Raw genomic sequence first — 15,362 nt, 5'->3', positions numbered from 1 at the left:
GCCTCCTACTTGGCGTCGCGGTTGGTGCCCGACGTGGCCGACGCGGCGTCGCGCAACACCGCGGGCGACAGGGCGCCGGTGGCGATCTCAGCCGCGACCTCGGACAGCCTGCGCCGGTGCGCGTGTGAGTACTCGCGCAGGGCGGTGTAGGACTCGTGCATGCCCAGGCCGGTCACCTCCGCGACCACGCCCTTCGCCTGCTCGACGACCGTGCGGTGGTGCAGTGCCGCCTGCAGCTGCTCGTACACGATCGCGTCGTGCCGGATCGCCCGCTGCTGCAGGATCCCGATCGTCGCGACGTCGGCGAGGGCCTGCCCCAGGGCGACGCTGGCGTCGTCGATGGGCCCCGGCGCGGCGCTGAGCAGCGTGAGCGCCCCGATGACGTCGTCGCGCAGCCGCATCGGCACCGCGCACACCGCCCGGAACCCCGCCGCGACCGCGACCGGACCGAAGGCGGGCCAGCGCGCGGCCTCCTCGGCCAAGTCCCAACTCGCCACCACGACCCCGCCGCGCACGCAGTCCAGGCACGGGCCTTGCCTGGTCTGGGCGGCGAACACCTCGACCAAGTGCGCGTGCTCCGAGGACCCCGCCGCCGGGCGCCACCCGCCGCGCTGGTCGGACAGGATCACCCCGGCGGCGTCCACCGCGAGCAGGTCCACCGCCCGCTCGGTGAGCAGTCCGAGGAAGTCCAGCACGTCGAAGTCCGCGACCAGGGTGTCGGCCAGTGCCACGAAGGTGCTCGCGAGCTGCTGATCCCGGGCTGTGCTCATCCAGTCGACCTTTCGTTGACACCCATTATCGCCTGTCCCCGTCGTCGGTGAACCGCAACGCGCGGGCCACGACCTGGCGCGCCACCTCCGCCAGCGGCAGGCCGCTGGTGAACGCGTGCGCCCGCAACCGCAGCAGGGCCACCTCGGTGCTCGCCCCCAGCTGCGCCTGCACCATCCCCGCGGCCTGGTGGATCTCCACGTGCGGGTCCGCCAGCCAGCTCAGATCCGCCACGTCGTGGCCGTCGAGGTCGGCCACCACCTCCTGGGTCGCGAGGCCGGCCAGCACCAGCGCGTTGGCCATCTCCACCCGGCTCAGCGGGCCGACCGAGTCGCGGTGCAGGTCCAGTGAGCCCAACCGCACCACCCCGACCTGCAGCGGGAAGGAGAACACCGCGGCAACGCCCAGCTCGCACGCCGCCGGGGTGAACCCGGGCCACCGCGCCGCCTCGGCCGCCAGGTCCGCGACCAGCACCGGTCCGCCGGAGGCGAAGGCGTCCAGGCAGGGGCCCTCGTTGACGGTCAGCTGCAGGTCCTCCAAGCCCGCGCTGACCGGGTCCGTCGCGTAGACCAGACCGCGCCCCAGGGCCGTACCGACGTCGTCGGGCAAGTGGCTCAACACGGTCGCCCCCGCCCCTGAGATCGACAGCTCCGCCACGCACAACTCGCACACCAGGCCGACCACGGACGCGTCCCGGTCCACCCGGCCCGCGCTCACCAGGGCCCGCAACCGCCGGACCCGGTCTTCCACCATTGAGTCCTCCGCTCGAGCTCCACGTCACCCTACGGGGTGCGCCCCGCTCGCTGCGCGTCACCCGGCTGGGGTCGCACGCGAGCAGACGCGCCTGCGCGCGCCCGCCCCCCGCCCCCGAGAACCAGCCGTGCGCGATCGCCAAGATCGGGTTAGTCTGGGGTCTCCTTCGTCGGCATGTGCCCAGATCCCGCGCTGACGACGATCTCTTCACACCCCCGCGCGCCCGGAGGCGGCGGGAGGTCAGGAGTTGATCGTGGAGTCGAACCTCATCCCCTTTGCGCCGGGCGACCAACCCGGGATCCGTCGGCCCCGCGCCCCGCGCCGCGGTGGACCGAAACCCGGTCCGCCAGAAGCGTCTTTCCGCGGTAGCCCGTTGCTGCGCCTCGCGATCACCTGGAGCGGCCCGGAGTTGCGGGTCCAGGTCACCGGCGACCTGGACATGGTCACCGCGCCGACCCTGGCCGAGGCGCTGAGCCGCGCCCGCATCGACGTGCGGGCCATGCCGGGTGCGATCGGGATCGTGCTGGACCTGCGCACCGTGTCGTTCCTCGGCGCGGCGGGCATGCGCGTCATGGTCCACGCCCACCACACCTTCACCGCCGCCGGGTTCGGACTGCGGCTGATCGCCGACCAGCCCGCGGTGACCAGACCCCTGGCGCTCACCGGCTTGGACGAGATCCTCGGCTTGAGCCGCGTGCCATCCCCAGAGACCGCGGGCGCCCCGAGCTCGCACGTGGTCGCGTCGCGTCGGGGCGAACCCGGTGGTGCGACCAGGTGAAACCGTCGGCCGAGGAGACCGGCGAGCGCCCCCGTCAAATGTCCACAGTGGATGGAACAGTGGGGGTCCGGGGTGACCGCCGCCGAGGTCCACGTCATCGCGACGGCACTGGCGACCGCGAGTGGCCGCCCGAGTCCATGTGCTGACGCCGTCCTGGTAGGACTGTTCGGCACGGCGGGATGAGGGCTCGCCGCCTCGTGCGACGAGCACCGGGGCGGCCCCGTGCCGCCACGCCGCCAGTCGTGATCCGTCCACCACCGCGAGGTGGGCGATCGCCGGGTTGGGACTCGCCGCGTGCCCACGGCGGGCATGGGCGAGGACATCCTGCTGCCAACCGCCTGGGTTCTGCTCGGGGCTTGGGCTACATCGGATCTGGTCTGGCGAGCACCGGTGGACTCCTTCGCGCTACCTGACCCCAAGCGCGGTGGGACCGTGTTCTGGACTCTGTGACGTCGAAGCGCCCGCGGCCCGGGGCGTGGTACAGGCCATGAGCTGGCCCGTCAGCGCAGGTCGGACCGGCCGCCCTCGGACTCCCACCGCTCGTCGTCACCGGTCTTGTGCGCTCTGGTCGGCGTGCGCGAACGGTGCACCGGAGATGACGCCTCTGTCGGTGCACCGGGCGAGGCGTCCCCGACACCCCTGTCGGGGACGGAGACGTTGTTCCACTCCAGGATGTCCGCGACCGAGGCGGTCGAATCGACGTCGGTGGCCGCGCGCAGCGCCGCCCGCGCGGCACCGCCCGGAGTCGCGGGCGGGATCACCAGCAACCGGGTCCCGGTGCCATCGGGTCCGATCAGGGTGACCGACTGGGGGTGCGTGGCGTGGACGCCCTCCATCCGCACCGCCGCGTCGCCCACGACGATCTCGGGATCGCTCCGGTCCCAGGCGTTGAGGTTGTAGGTGACCCGCAGCACCGCCATCCCCGACGCGGCCATGTCGGCGATCAGCGGGGGGAACTCGGTGGAAGGGTCGGTCGACCGCGGCCACCAACCCCCGTCGACCGGGCCCGGCGCGCCCTCGGAGGGCTTCAGCGCCCACCGGCACCCGGTATCCGTCGTCGGGTCGGTGGGATTGGATCGGTTCGGTGCCACCCCGGCTGTCCTGCCGGTGGGGTGCCACGAGTTCTGAGATCGCACGGTCACCCTTCCCCTGGAGTTGTCCGCGAACGGCGTCCGTCCCGATGCGCCACCTCGTCGTCGCAACGTCCTGGAGGCTCGGCCCGCCCGTGCGGGGGCGCGTCGGGGTCTGGCGTGGCGGTTCGTGTGCCCGCCGTGTCGGTGAAGTGGAACTCGACGGTGGTGGGAAGCGTGTCGAGGTCGAGTGCCTGCCGCAGTCGGGGGACACCCCGCGTGGCCAAGGCGTGTCGGATCGCGTGCGGCTCGGCGTCGTGCTCGGTGCTGATCACCAGTGCCAGAGCCGGGTTGTCGCGCGTTCCGGCCAGGGTCCCGCGCGCCGCCAGCACACCGGGGTAGGTCTCGGTCTCCGCGAGCAGCGGGGTGGTCGCGGCGCTCGCTGCCAGTTCGGTGCGCCCTCCGTCGGTGTCGAACCGCCACGGGTGGGTCTTCGGCTTGCGGATCACCTGGGCGACGAGCCACCGGACGGCGAGCAGGCCGAGGACGATCGCGCAGGCCGCCGTGGCGTACCAGACCCACATCGGCGGTGGGGTGTAACCCACGACCAGGTGGTTGTCCGGTTCGAGCACCTCGAGCACACCGAACCGGGTGGCCAGGGCGAACCCGCCACCGGCGAGCAACACCACACCGGTGGTCGCCAGCAGGACCCGGTTGAGCCTCGACGGTCGCTCGTGGTCGCTCATCGCGTCCTCCCCGATCGGACCCGGACCCGGACACCTGGGCGGGTGGCCGGTCCGACCCGGTCGAGTCGGTGCTCGACGGCCGCGATCACGGCATCGGCCAGCCCGTCGGTGCTCGCGCGGTGGGTGGTCACGGTCGCGGTGACCGCGCGGTCGGTGAGCACCAGCCGAGCGGCGGCCACACCATCCACCGACGCCGCCGCCGTCCGGAGGGTGTCGCGCAGGCTCCGGCGGGTCGCGCCGGAACCCACCGCGCGCTCGGTCTCCGGGTCGTCGTCGCGCAACGGCAGGACCACGGGGGCGCCCGGCAGCAGCGCGCACAGCAGCAGGCACACGCCTGTCAGAACGCACACGGCGGCAGCGAGGACGACGGTGGGATCGGACCACCGCGCGTCGAACACGGCGCGTGGGTCCACCCACGGTGGCTGCCCGAGGACCTGCCGCACGGCCACTGTGGTGACCAGCGCGCAGGCGGCGAGGACGACCAAGGCCACGAGGACGGCGGGGGCGCTGCGGCGGGGGAACCGCTTCACCGGACCCTCCCCACCGCACGCGCCGCCGAGTGCAGGGCGGTGACGGTGACCTCGACCCTCGACACGGTCAGGCCTGTCAGGACGCGGATCCTGCGCGCCAGGTGCCCGCGCACGTCCTCGGCCGCTCGGCGCACCGACATCGGGTAGGTGATCGACAACCGGACGACGAGCGCGACCGACGAGCCGGTGACGGTCGCGTCGACCTGGACGGCGCGCTCCGAACCGACGGTGACGCCGAGCAGGCGGTGCGCCGACCCGCCGACGCCGTGGACCTCGGCGGCCAGGCGCGCGGCGATCCGCGCCACCACGCCATCGGAGATGGTGAGCCGTCCGCGCTCACCGGGCTCCACCGGCGTCGTCCACGGGGCACCCGCGGTGGTGGTCAGGGTGCTCACCGCCGACCGCGGCCCGCCAGCGCGGAGACGTCGAGCGTGCCGTCGAGCACCATGCCGACGACGAGCCCGGCCGCGCCGAGGAGCAGGACGAGGATGAAGGCGCCGAACCCGCCGAAGGCGGCGGCGAACCCGAGTGCGACGCCGACGAGCACGCCGGTGGTGGTGGGGTTCACGCTGTCGTCCTCGCCGCGGTCCCCGGCGCGCCCGCGCCAGGCAGGGGTCGCTCTGGGGGGCGTGGTGCCGCGGCGAGCCAGACGGTGGTGCGGGGGAGTGCCACGTCACCGATCCACACCCACGGCGGGGGCCTGTCCGGTCCGACAACCAGCAGGACGGCCGCGCGAACGGCGCTGTCGACCTCGTCGACGGTGGCCGGGTACCGCGCGACCACCCCGACGGCGATCTCCTCGGGCCGGACCCGGACCCCCTCGATCCTGCGCCCCGGCAGGTAGGTGGCGATCTCGCCGTACCGCCCGCTGTGCGGACCCGCCACCTGCGGCAGGACGCTCACCGCCGCGGCGATGGCAGCCGCGTCCAGGTCGGTGCTCAACGCCCGCTCGGGGGTCACTGGACGCGGCCGACAGTGGTCGTGCCGCCGCCCTCGTCCTCGTCCGGGATGTGCACGTCGGTGACAGAGACGTTGACCTCCACGACCTCCAGGCCGGTCATCTGCTCGACCGCGCCGATGACGTTGCGGCGCACCGACCTGGCCAGGTCCTCGATGGACACCCCGTACTCGACGAGGATGTTCAGGTCGACGGCGGCCTGCCGCTCGCCGACCTCGACCGAGACGCCCTGCCCCGCCGAGGCGGTCGCGCCGGGGATGCGCTCGCGCAGCGCGCTCAGCGCCCGGGCCGCGCCGCCGCCGAGCGCGTACACCCCGGCGACCTCGCGGGTGGCCAGACCGGCGATCTTCTGGACGACGGCGTCGGCGACGGTGGTCGTCCCCCGGTCCGGCGCCTGCCTGCTCTTGCGCTGGGAGACGACCTCGGCGTTCGAGTTCTGGGTGGTGGGCTTCGCCGCGGAGGTCGCGGTGGTGGCGGGGTTCGTCAAGGAGTGCTCCTCGGTCTTGCGTTGGGGTGGTGCCGCTGGAAGGCGCACCGGAAGCCCCGTGGTGACACGGGTGGGCCGCGCCCGATGGGGCGGCGGGGAGGTCTGGGTGCGCTGCGGACGAGAACAGCCGCACTCGTCGGAACCGGCGTCGCCTGGGTCCGGGGCGGCTGCTGTGGTCACCGGGTGCCCAGTCCCCTCGCACCCAAACCCGATCGCGTGACCACGATCGGGTTTGGTCAGCGGGAGGTGGTCGAGCGGCGGTGCGCGGTGAGCGCCACGCCGAGGCCGATCATGCCGATGGCGAGGCCGAGGTGCAGCCAGTTGTCGGCGGTGTTGACCGGGACGAAGTTGGCCGCGCTGTCGTGGTCGATGACGATCCCGTAGAGCCAGAGCACCAGGTAGACGACCCCGCCGCCGATGAGGTAGGTCCGGGCGCTGCCCACGGCGCGGGCCAGCGCGAGCCCCGCGACGCCGAACGCGAGGTGGACCAGGTTGTGCAGCACGGAGACGTTGAAGATCCCGAGCAGGGCCGCCTCGGAGTGGTGGCCCGCGAATGTGAGCTGGTCGTAGTGGGTGGTGACGCCGGGGACGAAGCCCAGGACGCCGACGAGCAGGAACACCGCGCCCACGGCGGCCGCGGCCAGTTGGACCGGCTGCCGGGTGGTCTTGGTGGTGTGCGAGGCGGTCATGGTGTGGCTCCTCGTGTCGTGGTGGACGGTGGTGAGCGCCTGTGGAACGGGGGCGCTTTCGCTGAGGTGCGAGAACGAGCACCGGGGGCCGGGGTGCTCGAGCGGTGTCGTCGTCCACTACCCGGCCCGGATACCACCGTGCGGCGGGAACAAACAGTTGGTCTGGACCTTGATGTCGATCACCGCCGCCCTCGGCCGGGTAGGTTTGCGCCAGGGCGGCCTTGGTTAGCCACCACCTGTGCTCAAGCCTGCTTCCCCGGTGTCGACCCGCCTGCGGGAGACCACACCGATCGTCCACACCGCCGTGGCCGCGGGCGGGGGAGCGCGGTGACCAGGGTCGTCGTCCTGTCCGACACCCACGCGCCGCGCCGGTGGAAGACCTGCCCGGCGGAGGTGGCAGCGCACCTGCGGACCGCCGACGTGATCCTGCACGCCGGTGACGTGTGCACCGCCGCTGTGCTCGACGAACTCGCCGACTACGCCCCCGTCCACGCGGTACTCGGCAACAACGACGAGCCGGACGTCGCCGCGTGGGGCGCCGCGGAGACACTGCGGCTCACCGTGGACGGTGTCGCCATCGCGATGCTCCACGACTCCGGACCCGCCGCGGGCCGCTGTGCCCGGATGTCGCGCCGGTTCCCCGACGCCGACCTCGTGGTGTTCGGCCACTCCCACATCCCGATGGACATGACCGCTGTGGGCACCCGCGTGTTCAACCCCGGTTCGCCGACCGACCGCCGCCGCCAGCCCCACGGCACGCTCGGCCTGCTCGACCTGCGCGACGGCGTGGTGGTCGGCGCCCGGATCGTGCCCGTCACCTGACGGCCGCCGCACAACCAGGAACAACCCGAACGGCGCTCACGTTGCGCCGTCGACGTCTAGTCCTGGCCGAGGTGGGTAGCCCGGCCGGGAAGCCATTCCTAGGAGGACCCAGTGGATTCCACCAAGCCCACCCGTGTTGTGCGAGAAGCCCTGGAGAGGGCGGTGGGCAAGGTCGCCGACAGCGCTCCCGCGATACCCGGCGCGCCCGCCGGTGCTCCGCCCGCGCTGGACGAACCGACCGAGCCCAGGGAGCCGTTGCCGCCCAAACCCGACCAGGGCGCACCCGAGACCCGCACGGCGACGGGTGCCGAGACCGGTGCGCCGGGTCGTGAGCAGCAGGGCGCGTTCCTGACCACCTCCACCGGTACCCGGCTGCGCGACACCGACCACTCGCTGAAGGCGGGCGCGCGCGGACCGACCCTGCTGCAGGACCACCACCTGCGCGAGAAGATCACGCACTTCGACCACGAGCGCATCCCCGAACGGGTGGTGCACGCCCGGGGCGCCGGTGTGCACGGGGTGTTCGTGGGCTACGGCAACGCCGAGCAGGTGTGCAAGTCGGCGTTCCTGCGCGAGGGTGAGTCGACCCCGGTGTTCGTGCGGTTCTCCACCGTCGTCGGGTCGCGGGGGTCGGCGGACACGGTGCGCGACACCCGCGGGTTCGCCACGAAGTTCTACACCAGCGAGGGCAACTTCGACCTGGTGGGCAACAACATCCCGGTGTTCTTCATCCAGGACGGGATCAAGTTCCCCGACATCATCCACGCCGCCAAACCGCACCCCGATCGGGAGATCCCGCAGGCGCAGAGCGCGCACGACACGTTCTGGGACTTCGTGTCCCTGCACACCGAGGCCACCCACCACGTCCTGTGGAGCATGTCCGACCGGGCGGTTCCCCGCTCGTACCGGACCATGGAGGGCTTCGGCGTCCACACCTTCCGGTTGGTCAACGCCGAGGGCGCGACCTCGCTGGTGAAGTTCCACTGGAAGCCCAGGCTCGGGGTGCACTCGCTGGCCTGGGAGGAGGCGCAGCTGCTCAGCGGGTTCGACCCGGACTTCCACCGGCGGGACCTGTTCGACGCGATCGAGTCGGGCGCCTTCCCGCAGTGGGAGCTGGGCATCCAGGTGTTCCCGGACACCCCGGAGCAGACCTTCGAGGGCATCGATCTGCTCGACCCGACCAAGATCGTGCCGGAGGAGCTCGCCCCGGTTCAGCCGGTCGGCGTGCTGACGCTGAACCGCAACACCACCAACTACTTCGCCGAGACCGAGCAGGTCGCCTTCCACGTCGGGCACCTGGTTCCGGGCATCGACGTCACCGACGACCCGCTGCTGCACGCCCGGCTGTTCTCCTACATCGACACGCAGCTCAGCCGCCTGGGCGGGCCGAACTTCAACCAGATCCCGGTCAACCGCCCGCACGCCCCGGTCAACGACATGCTGCGCGACGGCGCGCACCAGCACGCCGTCCACAGCGGCATCGCGCCCTACAAGCCCAACAGTCTCGACGGCGGCTGCCCCTTCCACGCGGGTGCCGACATGGGTGCCTATGTCGAGGTCGCGGCCCCGGTCGCTGCCGCGGTCAAGGAACGCAAGTCCCCCGCGTCGTTCGACGACCACTTCAGCCAGCCGCGTCTGTTCTACCGCAGCCTGGAGCCGGTCGAGCGCGAGCACATCATCCGGGCGTTCACCTTCGAACTGGGCAAGTGCTACGAGCAGGCCATCAAGGAACGCCAGCTCCAGGTACTGGCCAATGTGGACACCGAGCTGTGCGCCGCGGTCGCCGAGGGTCTCGGGCTGCCCGCGCCGGAACCGACGCGGGCGCTGCCCGAGGTGACGCCGAGCGCCGCGCTGTCGCAGCTGGGGAAGCGGTGGCCCACCGACGGCCGGGTGATCGGCATCGTCGTCGACGCCATGGACCCCGCCGGTCTCGACGGTGTGCCCGCGCTCCAGCAGGCGATCACCGAGGCGGGCATGACCCCGCTGGTCATCGCCGCGCGCGGTGGGACGCTGCCGTCCGAGGTGACCGCGCAGCGGACCTTCCTCACCGCCCGCTCCGTCGAGTACGACGCCCTGCTGCTCGCCGCTGCCCCGCCCCCGGCTCCGGACGCGGTCGTCAGGCGCGCGGCCGTCGACCCGCGGGTCGTGGTCATGCTCCAGGAGGCCTACCGGCACGCCAAGGCCATCGGCGCCTGGGGCACCGCCGCCACGGCGCTGACCGAGGCGGGCATCGGCCTCGACGAGCTCGGCGTGGTGGTCGGCACGGACCCGGCGGAGGTGTTCACCCAGGTGCGGGACCTGCTCGCCAACCACCGCGTGTGGGAGAGGTTCCCGGTGCCGACGACCTAGACCGGACCACGTGTCGCCGGGGACGCGCCACGCGGGACTGGATGCCTTACGGGGCGCCAGGTCCGCCGGTCGCGTCCCCGGCGCCTCGATCGCCCTTGACGACGACCAGGCGCCGAGGCCCAACGCGCAAGGCCCAACCGGATCAGGACGGAGCACGCCCATGAGTTCGGGACGCGACCACGGCTTCGCCAGTTGGCGCACCACCGACCAGGTTCACCGCTTCGCCTTCGACGCTCGCTTCCGCTTGCCGCTGCGCGCGGTCGCAGTGGTGCCGGAGACGGCGTGGGTCCGGGTCGCCGACGGCGAGTTCCGGGCCCGGTTCGGGCCTTGGGTCGTGGTGACCCCGGTGTCCAACATCTCCGGGACCCTGGTCACCGGCCCGTTCTCGCCGTGGCGGGCCATCGGTGCCCGGCTGTCCCTTTCGGACAGAGGGCTGACCCTGGGTACCACCCCCGCCGCGGGGCTGTGCGTCCGCTTCCACGAACCCGTGCCCGGACTGGAGCCCACCGGTCTGCTGCGCCACCCCGAAGTGACCGTGACCGTCGCCGAACCGGGCGCGCTGGCAGGCGTTCTCGGCCACCACGCTTAGCGGACGCTCACGGGGGTATGCCCGGGTATGCGCATCGTGATTGTCGGGGCAAGCGGCAATGTGGGGACCGCCGTCTTGCGAGCCGTTCGAGCCGCGGGGCACACGGCGGTCGGTGTCTCCCGGCGGGCTCCCCGGTGGGCGGACCCCTACGACGGTGTGCGCTGGGAGTCGATCGATGTGTCCGCTGCCGGTTCGACCGCGCGGCTGCGCGACGCCTTCCAAGGAGCGGACGCGGTCGTCCACGCGGCGTGGGCGATCCAGCCCAGCCACGACCAAGACCACCTGCGGGCGGTGAACGTCGACGGGAGCCGAGCTGTGTTCCAAGCGGTCGCCCAAGCCGGGGTTCCCCATCTGGTCTACCTCTCGTCAGTCGGCACGTACGCGCCGCGCGAGTCGTTGACTCCGGTCGACGAGTCCTACGCCCGGACCGGCGTCCCGACTTCTTCCTACAGCAGGCACAAGGCAGAGGTGGAGACGTCACTCGACGTCTTCGAGGCCGACCACCCGGATGTCGCGGTCACCAGGTTGCGGCCCGGCCTGATCCTGCAACGCGACGCGGCGAGCGAGGTCCGCCGCTACTTCCTCGGCGCCCTGGTCCCACGTCCACTATGGACGCTCGCGAGCAAGGGGAAGCTGCCCGTGCTGCCGCTACCCCGGGGTCTCGTGCTCCAGTTCGTGCACTCGGCGGACGTGGCGAGCGCGGTGGTGGCCGCGGCGGAACAGGGCTACCGGGGTGCGCTGAACCTGGCCGCTGAGCCGGTGGTGGACGCCCAAGACCTCACGGCCGTCCTCGGTGGCCGAGCCGTCGAGTTGCCCGTACCGGTGGTCCGGGCAGCGGTCGCGGCCGGATGGCACACCCGACTGCTGCCCACCTCGCCCGGCTGGCTCGACCTCGCGCTGTCCGTGCCGGTGTTGCGCACGGACCTGGCGAGGTCCGCGCTCGGTTGGGAGCCGACCACCACCGCCCACGACGCCCTGCGCGACCTCGTGGCCGGTTTCGCCGACCGCGCGGGCGTGCCGTCAAGCCCAGTTCTGCACCCCTGACAAGGAGATCGAGTGAGAGCCCTCACCTGGCACGGCAAACGCGACGTCCGCGTGGACACGCATCCCGATCCGATCATCAAGGACCCGACCGACACCATCATCAAGGTGACCTCGACCGGGCTGTGCGGATCAGACCTGCACCTCTACGAGGTCCTCGGCCCCTTCCTCACCGAGGGCGACATCCTCGGCCACGAACCGATGGGCATCGTCGAGGAGATCGGGAGTGCGGTGACCGACCTCGCGGTCGGCGACCGCGTGGTCATCCCGTTCAACGTCTCCTGCGGCGACTGCTTCATGTGCGGGCAAGGCCTGCACTCCCAGTGCGAGACGACCCAGGTGCGGGAGCAGGGCATGGGCGCCGCGCTGTTCGGCTACACCAAGCTCTACGGCGGTGTGCCCGGCGGCCAAGCCGAGTACCTGCGGGTACCCTTCGCCGACAAGCTGCCGATCAAGGTCCCCAAGGGTCCGGCCGACGACCGCTTCCTGTTCCTCTCCGACGTGCTGCCCACCGCGTGGCAGGGCGTCGAGTACGCCGCGGTCCCGCCCGGCGGCACCCTGGCGGTCATCGGCCTCGGCCCGATCGGGGACATGTGCGCCCGGATCGCCCAGCACCGCGGGGTCGAGCGCGTCATCGGCATCGACCTGGTCGACGAACGGCTGGCCAGAGCCGCGGCTCGGGGCGTGCACACCCTGGACCTGCGTGACCACCACGGCGATCTGGCCGACGCGGTCCGGGAGGTCACCAACGGGCGCGGTGCCGACTCCGTCATCGACGCGGTCGGCATGGAGGCGCACGGCGCTCCCGTCGCGTCCCTGGCCCAGCGCGCCGTCGGCCTGCTCCCGGACAGCGCGGCGGAGAAGATCATGCGCCGGGCCGGGGTCGACCGCCTCGAGGCGCTGCGCCTCGCCATCGACATCGTCCGCCGCGGCGGCACCATCTCGCTGGTCGGCGTGTACGGCGGGATGGCCGACCCGCTGCCCATGCTGACCCTGTTCGACAAGCAGATCCAGGTGCGCATGGGCCAGGCCAACGTCCACCGCTGGGTGCCGGACCTGCTCCCGCTGCTCACCGACGACGACCCGCTGGGTGTCGACACCTTCGCCACGCACAAGATCGCCCTCGCCGACGCCCCCGAGGCCTACGGGATGTTCCAGCGCAAGGAGAACGGCGCCATCAAGGTCGTCTTCACCCCCTGACGGAACGCGACCCATCAATCCACAATGGACCGATACGGCACGCGCGGCGCGGACGCCGGGTGCGCACTAGGGTCGGATGATGCGGGTTCTTATCACCGGCGGTGCCGGGTTCATCGGATCACACGTCGCCGAGGTCGTCCGGGACGCGGGCCACTCCGCCGTCCTGCTCGACTCCTTGTTGCCGCAGGCGCACCCCAGCGGGGAAGCTCCCGCGGGGCGGGATGGTGTCGAGTTCGTGCGCGGTGATGTCCGTGACCCGGACGTCCTCGGTCGCGTTCTGCGCGGCGTCGACGTGGTGTGCCACCAAGCGGCGATGGTGGGGCACGGGGTCGACCCGTCCGACGCCCCGGACTACGCCGGGATCAACGACCTGGGGACGGCGGTCGTCCTGGCCGCCATGTACGAACACGGCATCACGCGGCTGGTGCTGGCCAGTTCGATGGTCGTCTACGGGGAAGGGCGCTACCACTGCGGGGCGCACGGCACCGTCACCCCCGGGCAGCGCCGCGTCGAGGACCTCGACGCCGGGCGGTTCGAGCCCGGGTGCCCGCGGTGCGGCGAGGCGCTGGAGCCAGGGCTGGTGCCGGAGGACGCCCCGCTGGACCCGCGCAGCACCTACGCGGCGACGAAACTGGCCCAAGAGCACCTGAGTTCGGCCTGGGCGCGGCAGACCGGTGCGACGGTGTGGGCGCTGCGCTACCACAACGTCTACGGACCGCGGATGCCGAAGGACACGCCCTACGCCGGGGTGGCCTCGATCTTCCGGTCCGCCCTGGAACGCGGCGAGGCGCCCCGGGTCATGGAGGACGGCGAGCAGCGGCGCGACTTCGTCCACGTCACCGACGTCGCGCGGGCGAACTTGGCCGCCCTCACCACTCCCGGCACCGCCGGGACGTGCCGACCGGTCAACATCTGCTCCGGTACCCCGCACACCGTCGGTGAGATGGCGGCCGCGTTGGCCGGGGCCATGGGCGGACCTACCCCCGAGGTCGTCGGTGGGGCCCGTCCCGGCGACGTGCGGCACGTGGTGGCCGATCCGGCGCGGGCCCGCGCCGAACTCGGGTTCGCGGCGGGAGTGTCGTTCGAGGACGGCATGGTGGAGTTCGCCAAGGCCCCTCTGCGCGGGTAGCGAGCGGCTACCAGACGGTGAGCAGGAGGTGGTTGACCAGCAGGGCGAGCACCGCCTGCGCTGCCAACCACCCCCGCCAGTGCGCTCGCGGCAGCCACGCGCACGCGACCACCAGCCAGGTGCCGAACGGCAGCCAGATCCGTTCCACCTCCGCCTTGCTCAAGCCGGAGATGTCCGCGACGAGCACCGCCGTGAGCGCCGCCGCGACCAGCGCCACCGGTGCGTATCCCCACCGGCGCGGCGAACCCGCGACGCGGCGCAGCCCCGCGATGACAGCGGGGCCCAACGCGAGGACCAGCGCGGCGAGGTTGGCCCAGATGAAGTACGAGTAGGGCCGCGACTGGGCGATGCTGCCCGCGTACAGGACCTTGGTGAGTTCGTAGCCGGTGATCCACCAGAAGCCCGCCGCGGTGAAGACCGCGACCACGGCGGCGACGCCCAACACCGCGAACAGCGCCGCGCGCCACGACCTGGTCACCGCGATCACCGCGAGCACCAGGACGGCGCCCAGCGTGAGGCCGTAAGACAGGTACAGGCAGAATCCCAAAAGGACACCCGAGCTGGTAGCGGCCAAAGCGGACACCCGGCCGCCGCGTGTGCTCGCCACCGCGATCCCCGCGACACCCCACGCCAGCACCGCCGCGAACACCCCGTCCGCCGACACGCCCACCCACACCGCGCCGGGGAACAGCACCGAGAACGGCAGCACGGTGCGCGCCAAGTCCTCGCCCGCGAGCGCGCGCACGGCCACCGCCACGGCCAAGCACGCCGAGGACCCGACCACCACGCAGAACGCCGACGCCGCCGGACCACCTCCCAGACCGATCCGGTCGAGCCAGACGAAAAGCAGGAAGATCCCCGGTGGGTGGGCGCCGACGTGGGTGGTCCAGGCGCCTGGCTGGTCGGTGAGGATGTGGGAGGTGAAATCCCGCAGCATCGCGGGGATGTCGGTCACCAGGGGCACGTCGTGCAGGTACTCATCGCGGCTGGTGAGCCGGGTGGCGAACCCCTTGCCGTAACCGTCGGACAGGGCGAGGGCGAGCGTCCAGGCGAACGAGGCCGCCCACCCGACGAGGAGCAGGCGTCGCCAGCCCATCCGCCCGGCCAATGCCGGTCCCCACGCCACTACGCCGACAGCGAGGAGAACCGCGAAAACCGTTCCCGGACCGAGGTGCGGCAGCCATTCGGCCAAAAGCGGCGGGAATGGCAAGAAAATGTCGACCCCGGCGCGTTTGAGCGCTCGTCCGACCAGTGCTGCGGCGAGGACCACCCCTGCCACCGCCATGACCGCGAGCAGGTCGAAGACCACGTCGCGGGTGGGGGAGGTTCGCTTGTTGGGAGTGGGGGAGCCGGGAGAGGGCACCGACGCGAGTCTAGGGCCGACGCGACTTTTCCGCAGATCGCCGGAAATCCCCTTCGACGGGGCAATCCGAGTTGGATGGCACCACGAATC

General features: G+C 72.2%; 18 protein-coding genes. 7 read left to right on the top strand and 11 right to left on the bottom strand.

Going from position 1 to position 15,362, the window contains the following annotated elements; genetic code table 11:
• Positions 1-5: 5 nt before the first annotated feature.
• Together LV79_RS17790 and LV79_RS17785 are read right to left on the bottom strand one after the other, a co-directional pair.
• Positions 6-770 (bottom strand): GAF and ANTAR domain-containing protein, encoded by a 765-nt coding sequence (locus LV79_RS17790; RefSeq protein WP_253838134.1) that lies wholly within the window; start codon positions 768-770, stop codon positions 6-8.
• Between the two features lie 25 nt (positions 771-795).
• A complete protein-coding gene (locus LV79_RS17785) occupies positions 796-1,521 on the bottom strand; it encodes a GAF and ANTAR domain-containing protein (protein ID WP_253838133.1) in 726 nt (241 codons plus the stop codon).
• A gap of 373 nt (positions 1,522-1,894) precedes the next feature.
• On the opposite strand from LV79_RS17785, the gene LV79_RS17780 reads away from it, so the two are divergent.
• A complete protein-coding gene (locus LV79_RS17780; RefSeq protein WP_253838132.1) occupies positions 1,895-2,299 on the top strand; it encodes an STAS domain-containing protein in 405 nt (134 codons plus the stop codon).
• Between the two features lie 500 nt (positions 2,300-2,799).
• On the opposite strand, the gene LV79_RS17775 is transcribed toward LV79_RS17780, so the two are convergent.
• From LV79_RS17775 to LV79_RS17740, 8 genes are all read right to left on the bottom strand, one after another.
• The gene (locus LV79_RS17775) at positions 2,800-3,390 is read right to left on the bottom strand and encodes a DUF5994 family protein (protein ID WP_253838130.1); all 591 of its coding nucleotides are present in this window, start codon (positions 3,388-3,390) and stop codon (positions 2,800-2,802) included.
• Positions 3,391-3,437: 47 nt separating this feature from the next.
• Positions 3,438-4,115 (bottom strand): Asp23/Gls24 family envelope stress response protein, encoded by a 678-nt coding sequence (locus tag LV79_RS17770; RefSeq protein ID WP_308208944.1) that lies wholly within the window; start codon positions 4,113-4,115, stop codon positions 3,438-3,440.
• A complete protein-coding gene (locus LV79_RS17765) occupies positions 4,112-4,645 on the bottom strand; it encodes a DUF6286 domain-containing protein (protein ID WP_253838122.1) in 534 nt (177 codons plus the stop codon). Before LV79_RS17765 ends, LV79_RS17770 begins: the two co-directional genes overlap by 4 nt.
• Positions 4,642-5,040: an Asp23/Gls24 family envelope stress response protein gene (locus LV79_RS17760; protein ID WP_253838120.1), complete on the bottom strand. Its 399-nt coding sequence runs from the start codon at positions 5,038-5,040 to the stop codon at positions 4,642-4,644. The genes LV79_RS17765 and LV79_RS17760 overlap by 4 nt, the downstream gene beginning before the upstream one ends.
• Complete coding sequence (locus tag LV79_RS17755; protein WP_253838116.1) at positions 5,037-5,213, bottom strand: hypothetical protein; 177 nt, start codon at positions 5,211-5,213, stop codon at positions 5,037-5,039. The genes LV79_RS17760 and LV79_RS17755 overlap by 4 nt, the downstream gene beginning before the upstream one ends.
• A complete protein-coding gene (locus tag LV79_RS17750; protein ID WP_253838114.1) occupies positions 5,210-5,605 on the bottom strand; it encodes a hypothetical protein in 396 nt (131 codons plus the stop codon). The genes LV79_RS17755 and LV79_RS17750 overlap by 4 nt, the downstream gene beginning before the upstream one ends.
• A complete protein-coding gene (locus tag LV79_RS17745; protein WP_253838107.1) occupies positions 5,602-6,090 on the bottom strand; it encodes an Asp23/Gls24 family envelope stress response protein in 489 nt (162 codons plus the stop codon). Before LV79_RS17745 ends, LV79_RS17750 begins: the two co-directional genes overlap by 4 nt.
• A 236-nt stretch (positions 6,091-6,326) precedes the next feature.
• Positions 6,327-6,779: a DUF4383 domain-containing protein gene (locus LV79_RS17740; RefSeq protein ID WP_253838105.1), complete on the bottom strand. Its 453-nt coding sequence runs from the start codon at positions 6,777-6,779 to the stop codon at positions 6,327-6,329.
• Between the two features lie 327 nt (positions 6,780-7,106).
• Here LV79_RS17740 and LV79_RS17735 point away from each other — a divergent pair, with 327 nt between their 5' ends.
• From LV79_RS17735 to LV79_RS17710, 6 genes are all read left to right on the top strand, one after another.
• The gene (locus LV79_RS17735) at positions 7,107-7,601 is read left to right on the top strand and encodes a metallophosphoesterase family protein (RefSeq protein WP_253838103.1); all 495 of its coding nucleotides are present in this window, start codon (positions 7,107-7,109) and stop codon (positions 7,599-7,601) included.
• Positions 7,602-7,712: 111 nt separating this feature from the next.
• Positions 7,713-9,950, top strand: a complete 2,238-nt coding sequence (locus LV79_RS17730; protein WP_285469963.1) for a catalase — start codon at positions 7,713-7,715, stop codon at positions 9,948-9,950.
• Between the two features lie 160 nt (positions 9,951-10,110).
• Positions 10,111-10,539 (top strand): hypothetical protein, encoded by a 429-nt coding sequence (locus tag LV79_RS17725; protein WP_253838101.1) that lies wholly within the window; start codon positions 10,111-10,113, stop codon positions 10,537-10,539.
• 27 nt (positions 10,540-10,566) lie between these two features.
• Positions 10,567-11,583 (top strand): NAD-dependent epimerase/dehydratase family protein, encoded by a 1,017-nt coding sequence (locus LV79_RS17720; RefSeq protein WP_285469964.1) that lies wholly within the window; start codon positions 10,567-10,569, stop codon positions 11,581-11,583.
• Positions 11,584-11,595: 12 nt separating this feature from the next.
• A complete protein-coding gene (locus LV79_RS17715; protein WP_253838098.1) occupies positions 11,596-12,780 on the top strand; it encodes an alcohol dehydrogenase catalytic domain-containing protein in 1,185 nt (394 codons plus the stop codon).
• Between the two features lie 79 nt (positions 12,781-12,859).
• Positions 12,860-13,909 carry an NAD-dependent epimerase/dehydratase family protein gene (locus LV79_RS17710; RefSeq protein ID WP_253838096.1) on the top strand — a complete coding sequence of 350 codons (1,050 nt, stop codon included), beginning with the start codon at positions 12,860-12,862 and terminating at the stop codon, positions 13,907-13,909.
• Positions 13,910-13,916: 7 nt separating this feature from the next.
• Here the strand turns inward: LV79_RS17710 and LV79_RS17705 are convergent, their stop codons facing one another.
• Complete coding sequence (locus tag LV79_RS17705) at positions 13,917-15,272, bottom strand: hypothetical protein (protein ID WP_253838095.1); 1,356 nt, start codon at positions 15,270-15,272, stop codon at positions 13,917-13,919.
• Positions 15,273-15,362 lie beyond the last annotated feature (90 nt).

The organism is Actinokineospora globicatena, from assembly GCF_024171945.1.
Lineage (GTDB): Bacteria > Actinomycetota > Actinomycetes > Mycobacteriales > Pseudonocardiaceae > Actinokineospora > Actinokineospora globicatena.
This window is presented reverse-complemented; position numbering and strand designations above follow the sequence as displayed.

Coding starts and splice junctions, on each gene's coding strand:
- LV79_RS17770 (WP_308208944.1), bottom strand. CDS start 4,115: ATGAGCGACCACGAGCGACCGTCGAGGCTCAACCGGGTCCTGCTGGCG.
- LV79_RS17785 (WP_253838133.1), bottom strand. CDS start 1,521: ATGGTGGAAGACCGGGTCCGGCGGTTGCGGGCCCTGGTGAGCGCGGGC.
- LV79_RS17710 (WP_253838096.1), top strand. CDS start 12,860: ATGCGGGTTCTTATCACCGGCGGTGCCGGGTTCATCGGATCACACGTC.
- LV79_RS17740 (WP_253838105.1), bottom strand. CDS start 6,779: ATGACCGCCTCGCACACCACCAAGACCACCCGGCAGCCGGTCCAACTG.
- LV79_RS17720 (WP_285469964.1), top strand. CDS start 10,567: ATGCGCATCGTGATTGTCGGGGCAAGCGGCAATGTGGGGACCGCCGTC.
- LV79_RS17790 (WP_253838134.1), bottom strand. CDS start 770: ATGAGCACAGCCCGGGATCAGCAGCTCGCGAGCACCTTCGTGGCACTG.
- LV79_RS17725 (WP_253838101.1), top strand. CDS start 10,111: ATGAGTTCGGGACGCGACCACGGCTTCGCCAGTTGGCGCACCACCGAC.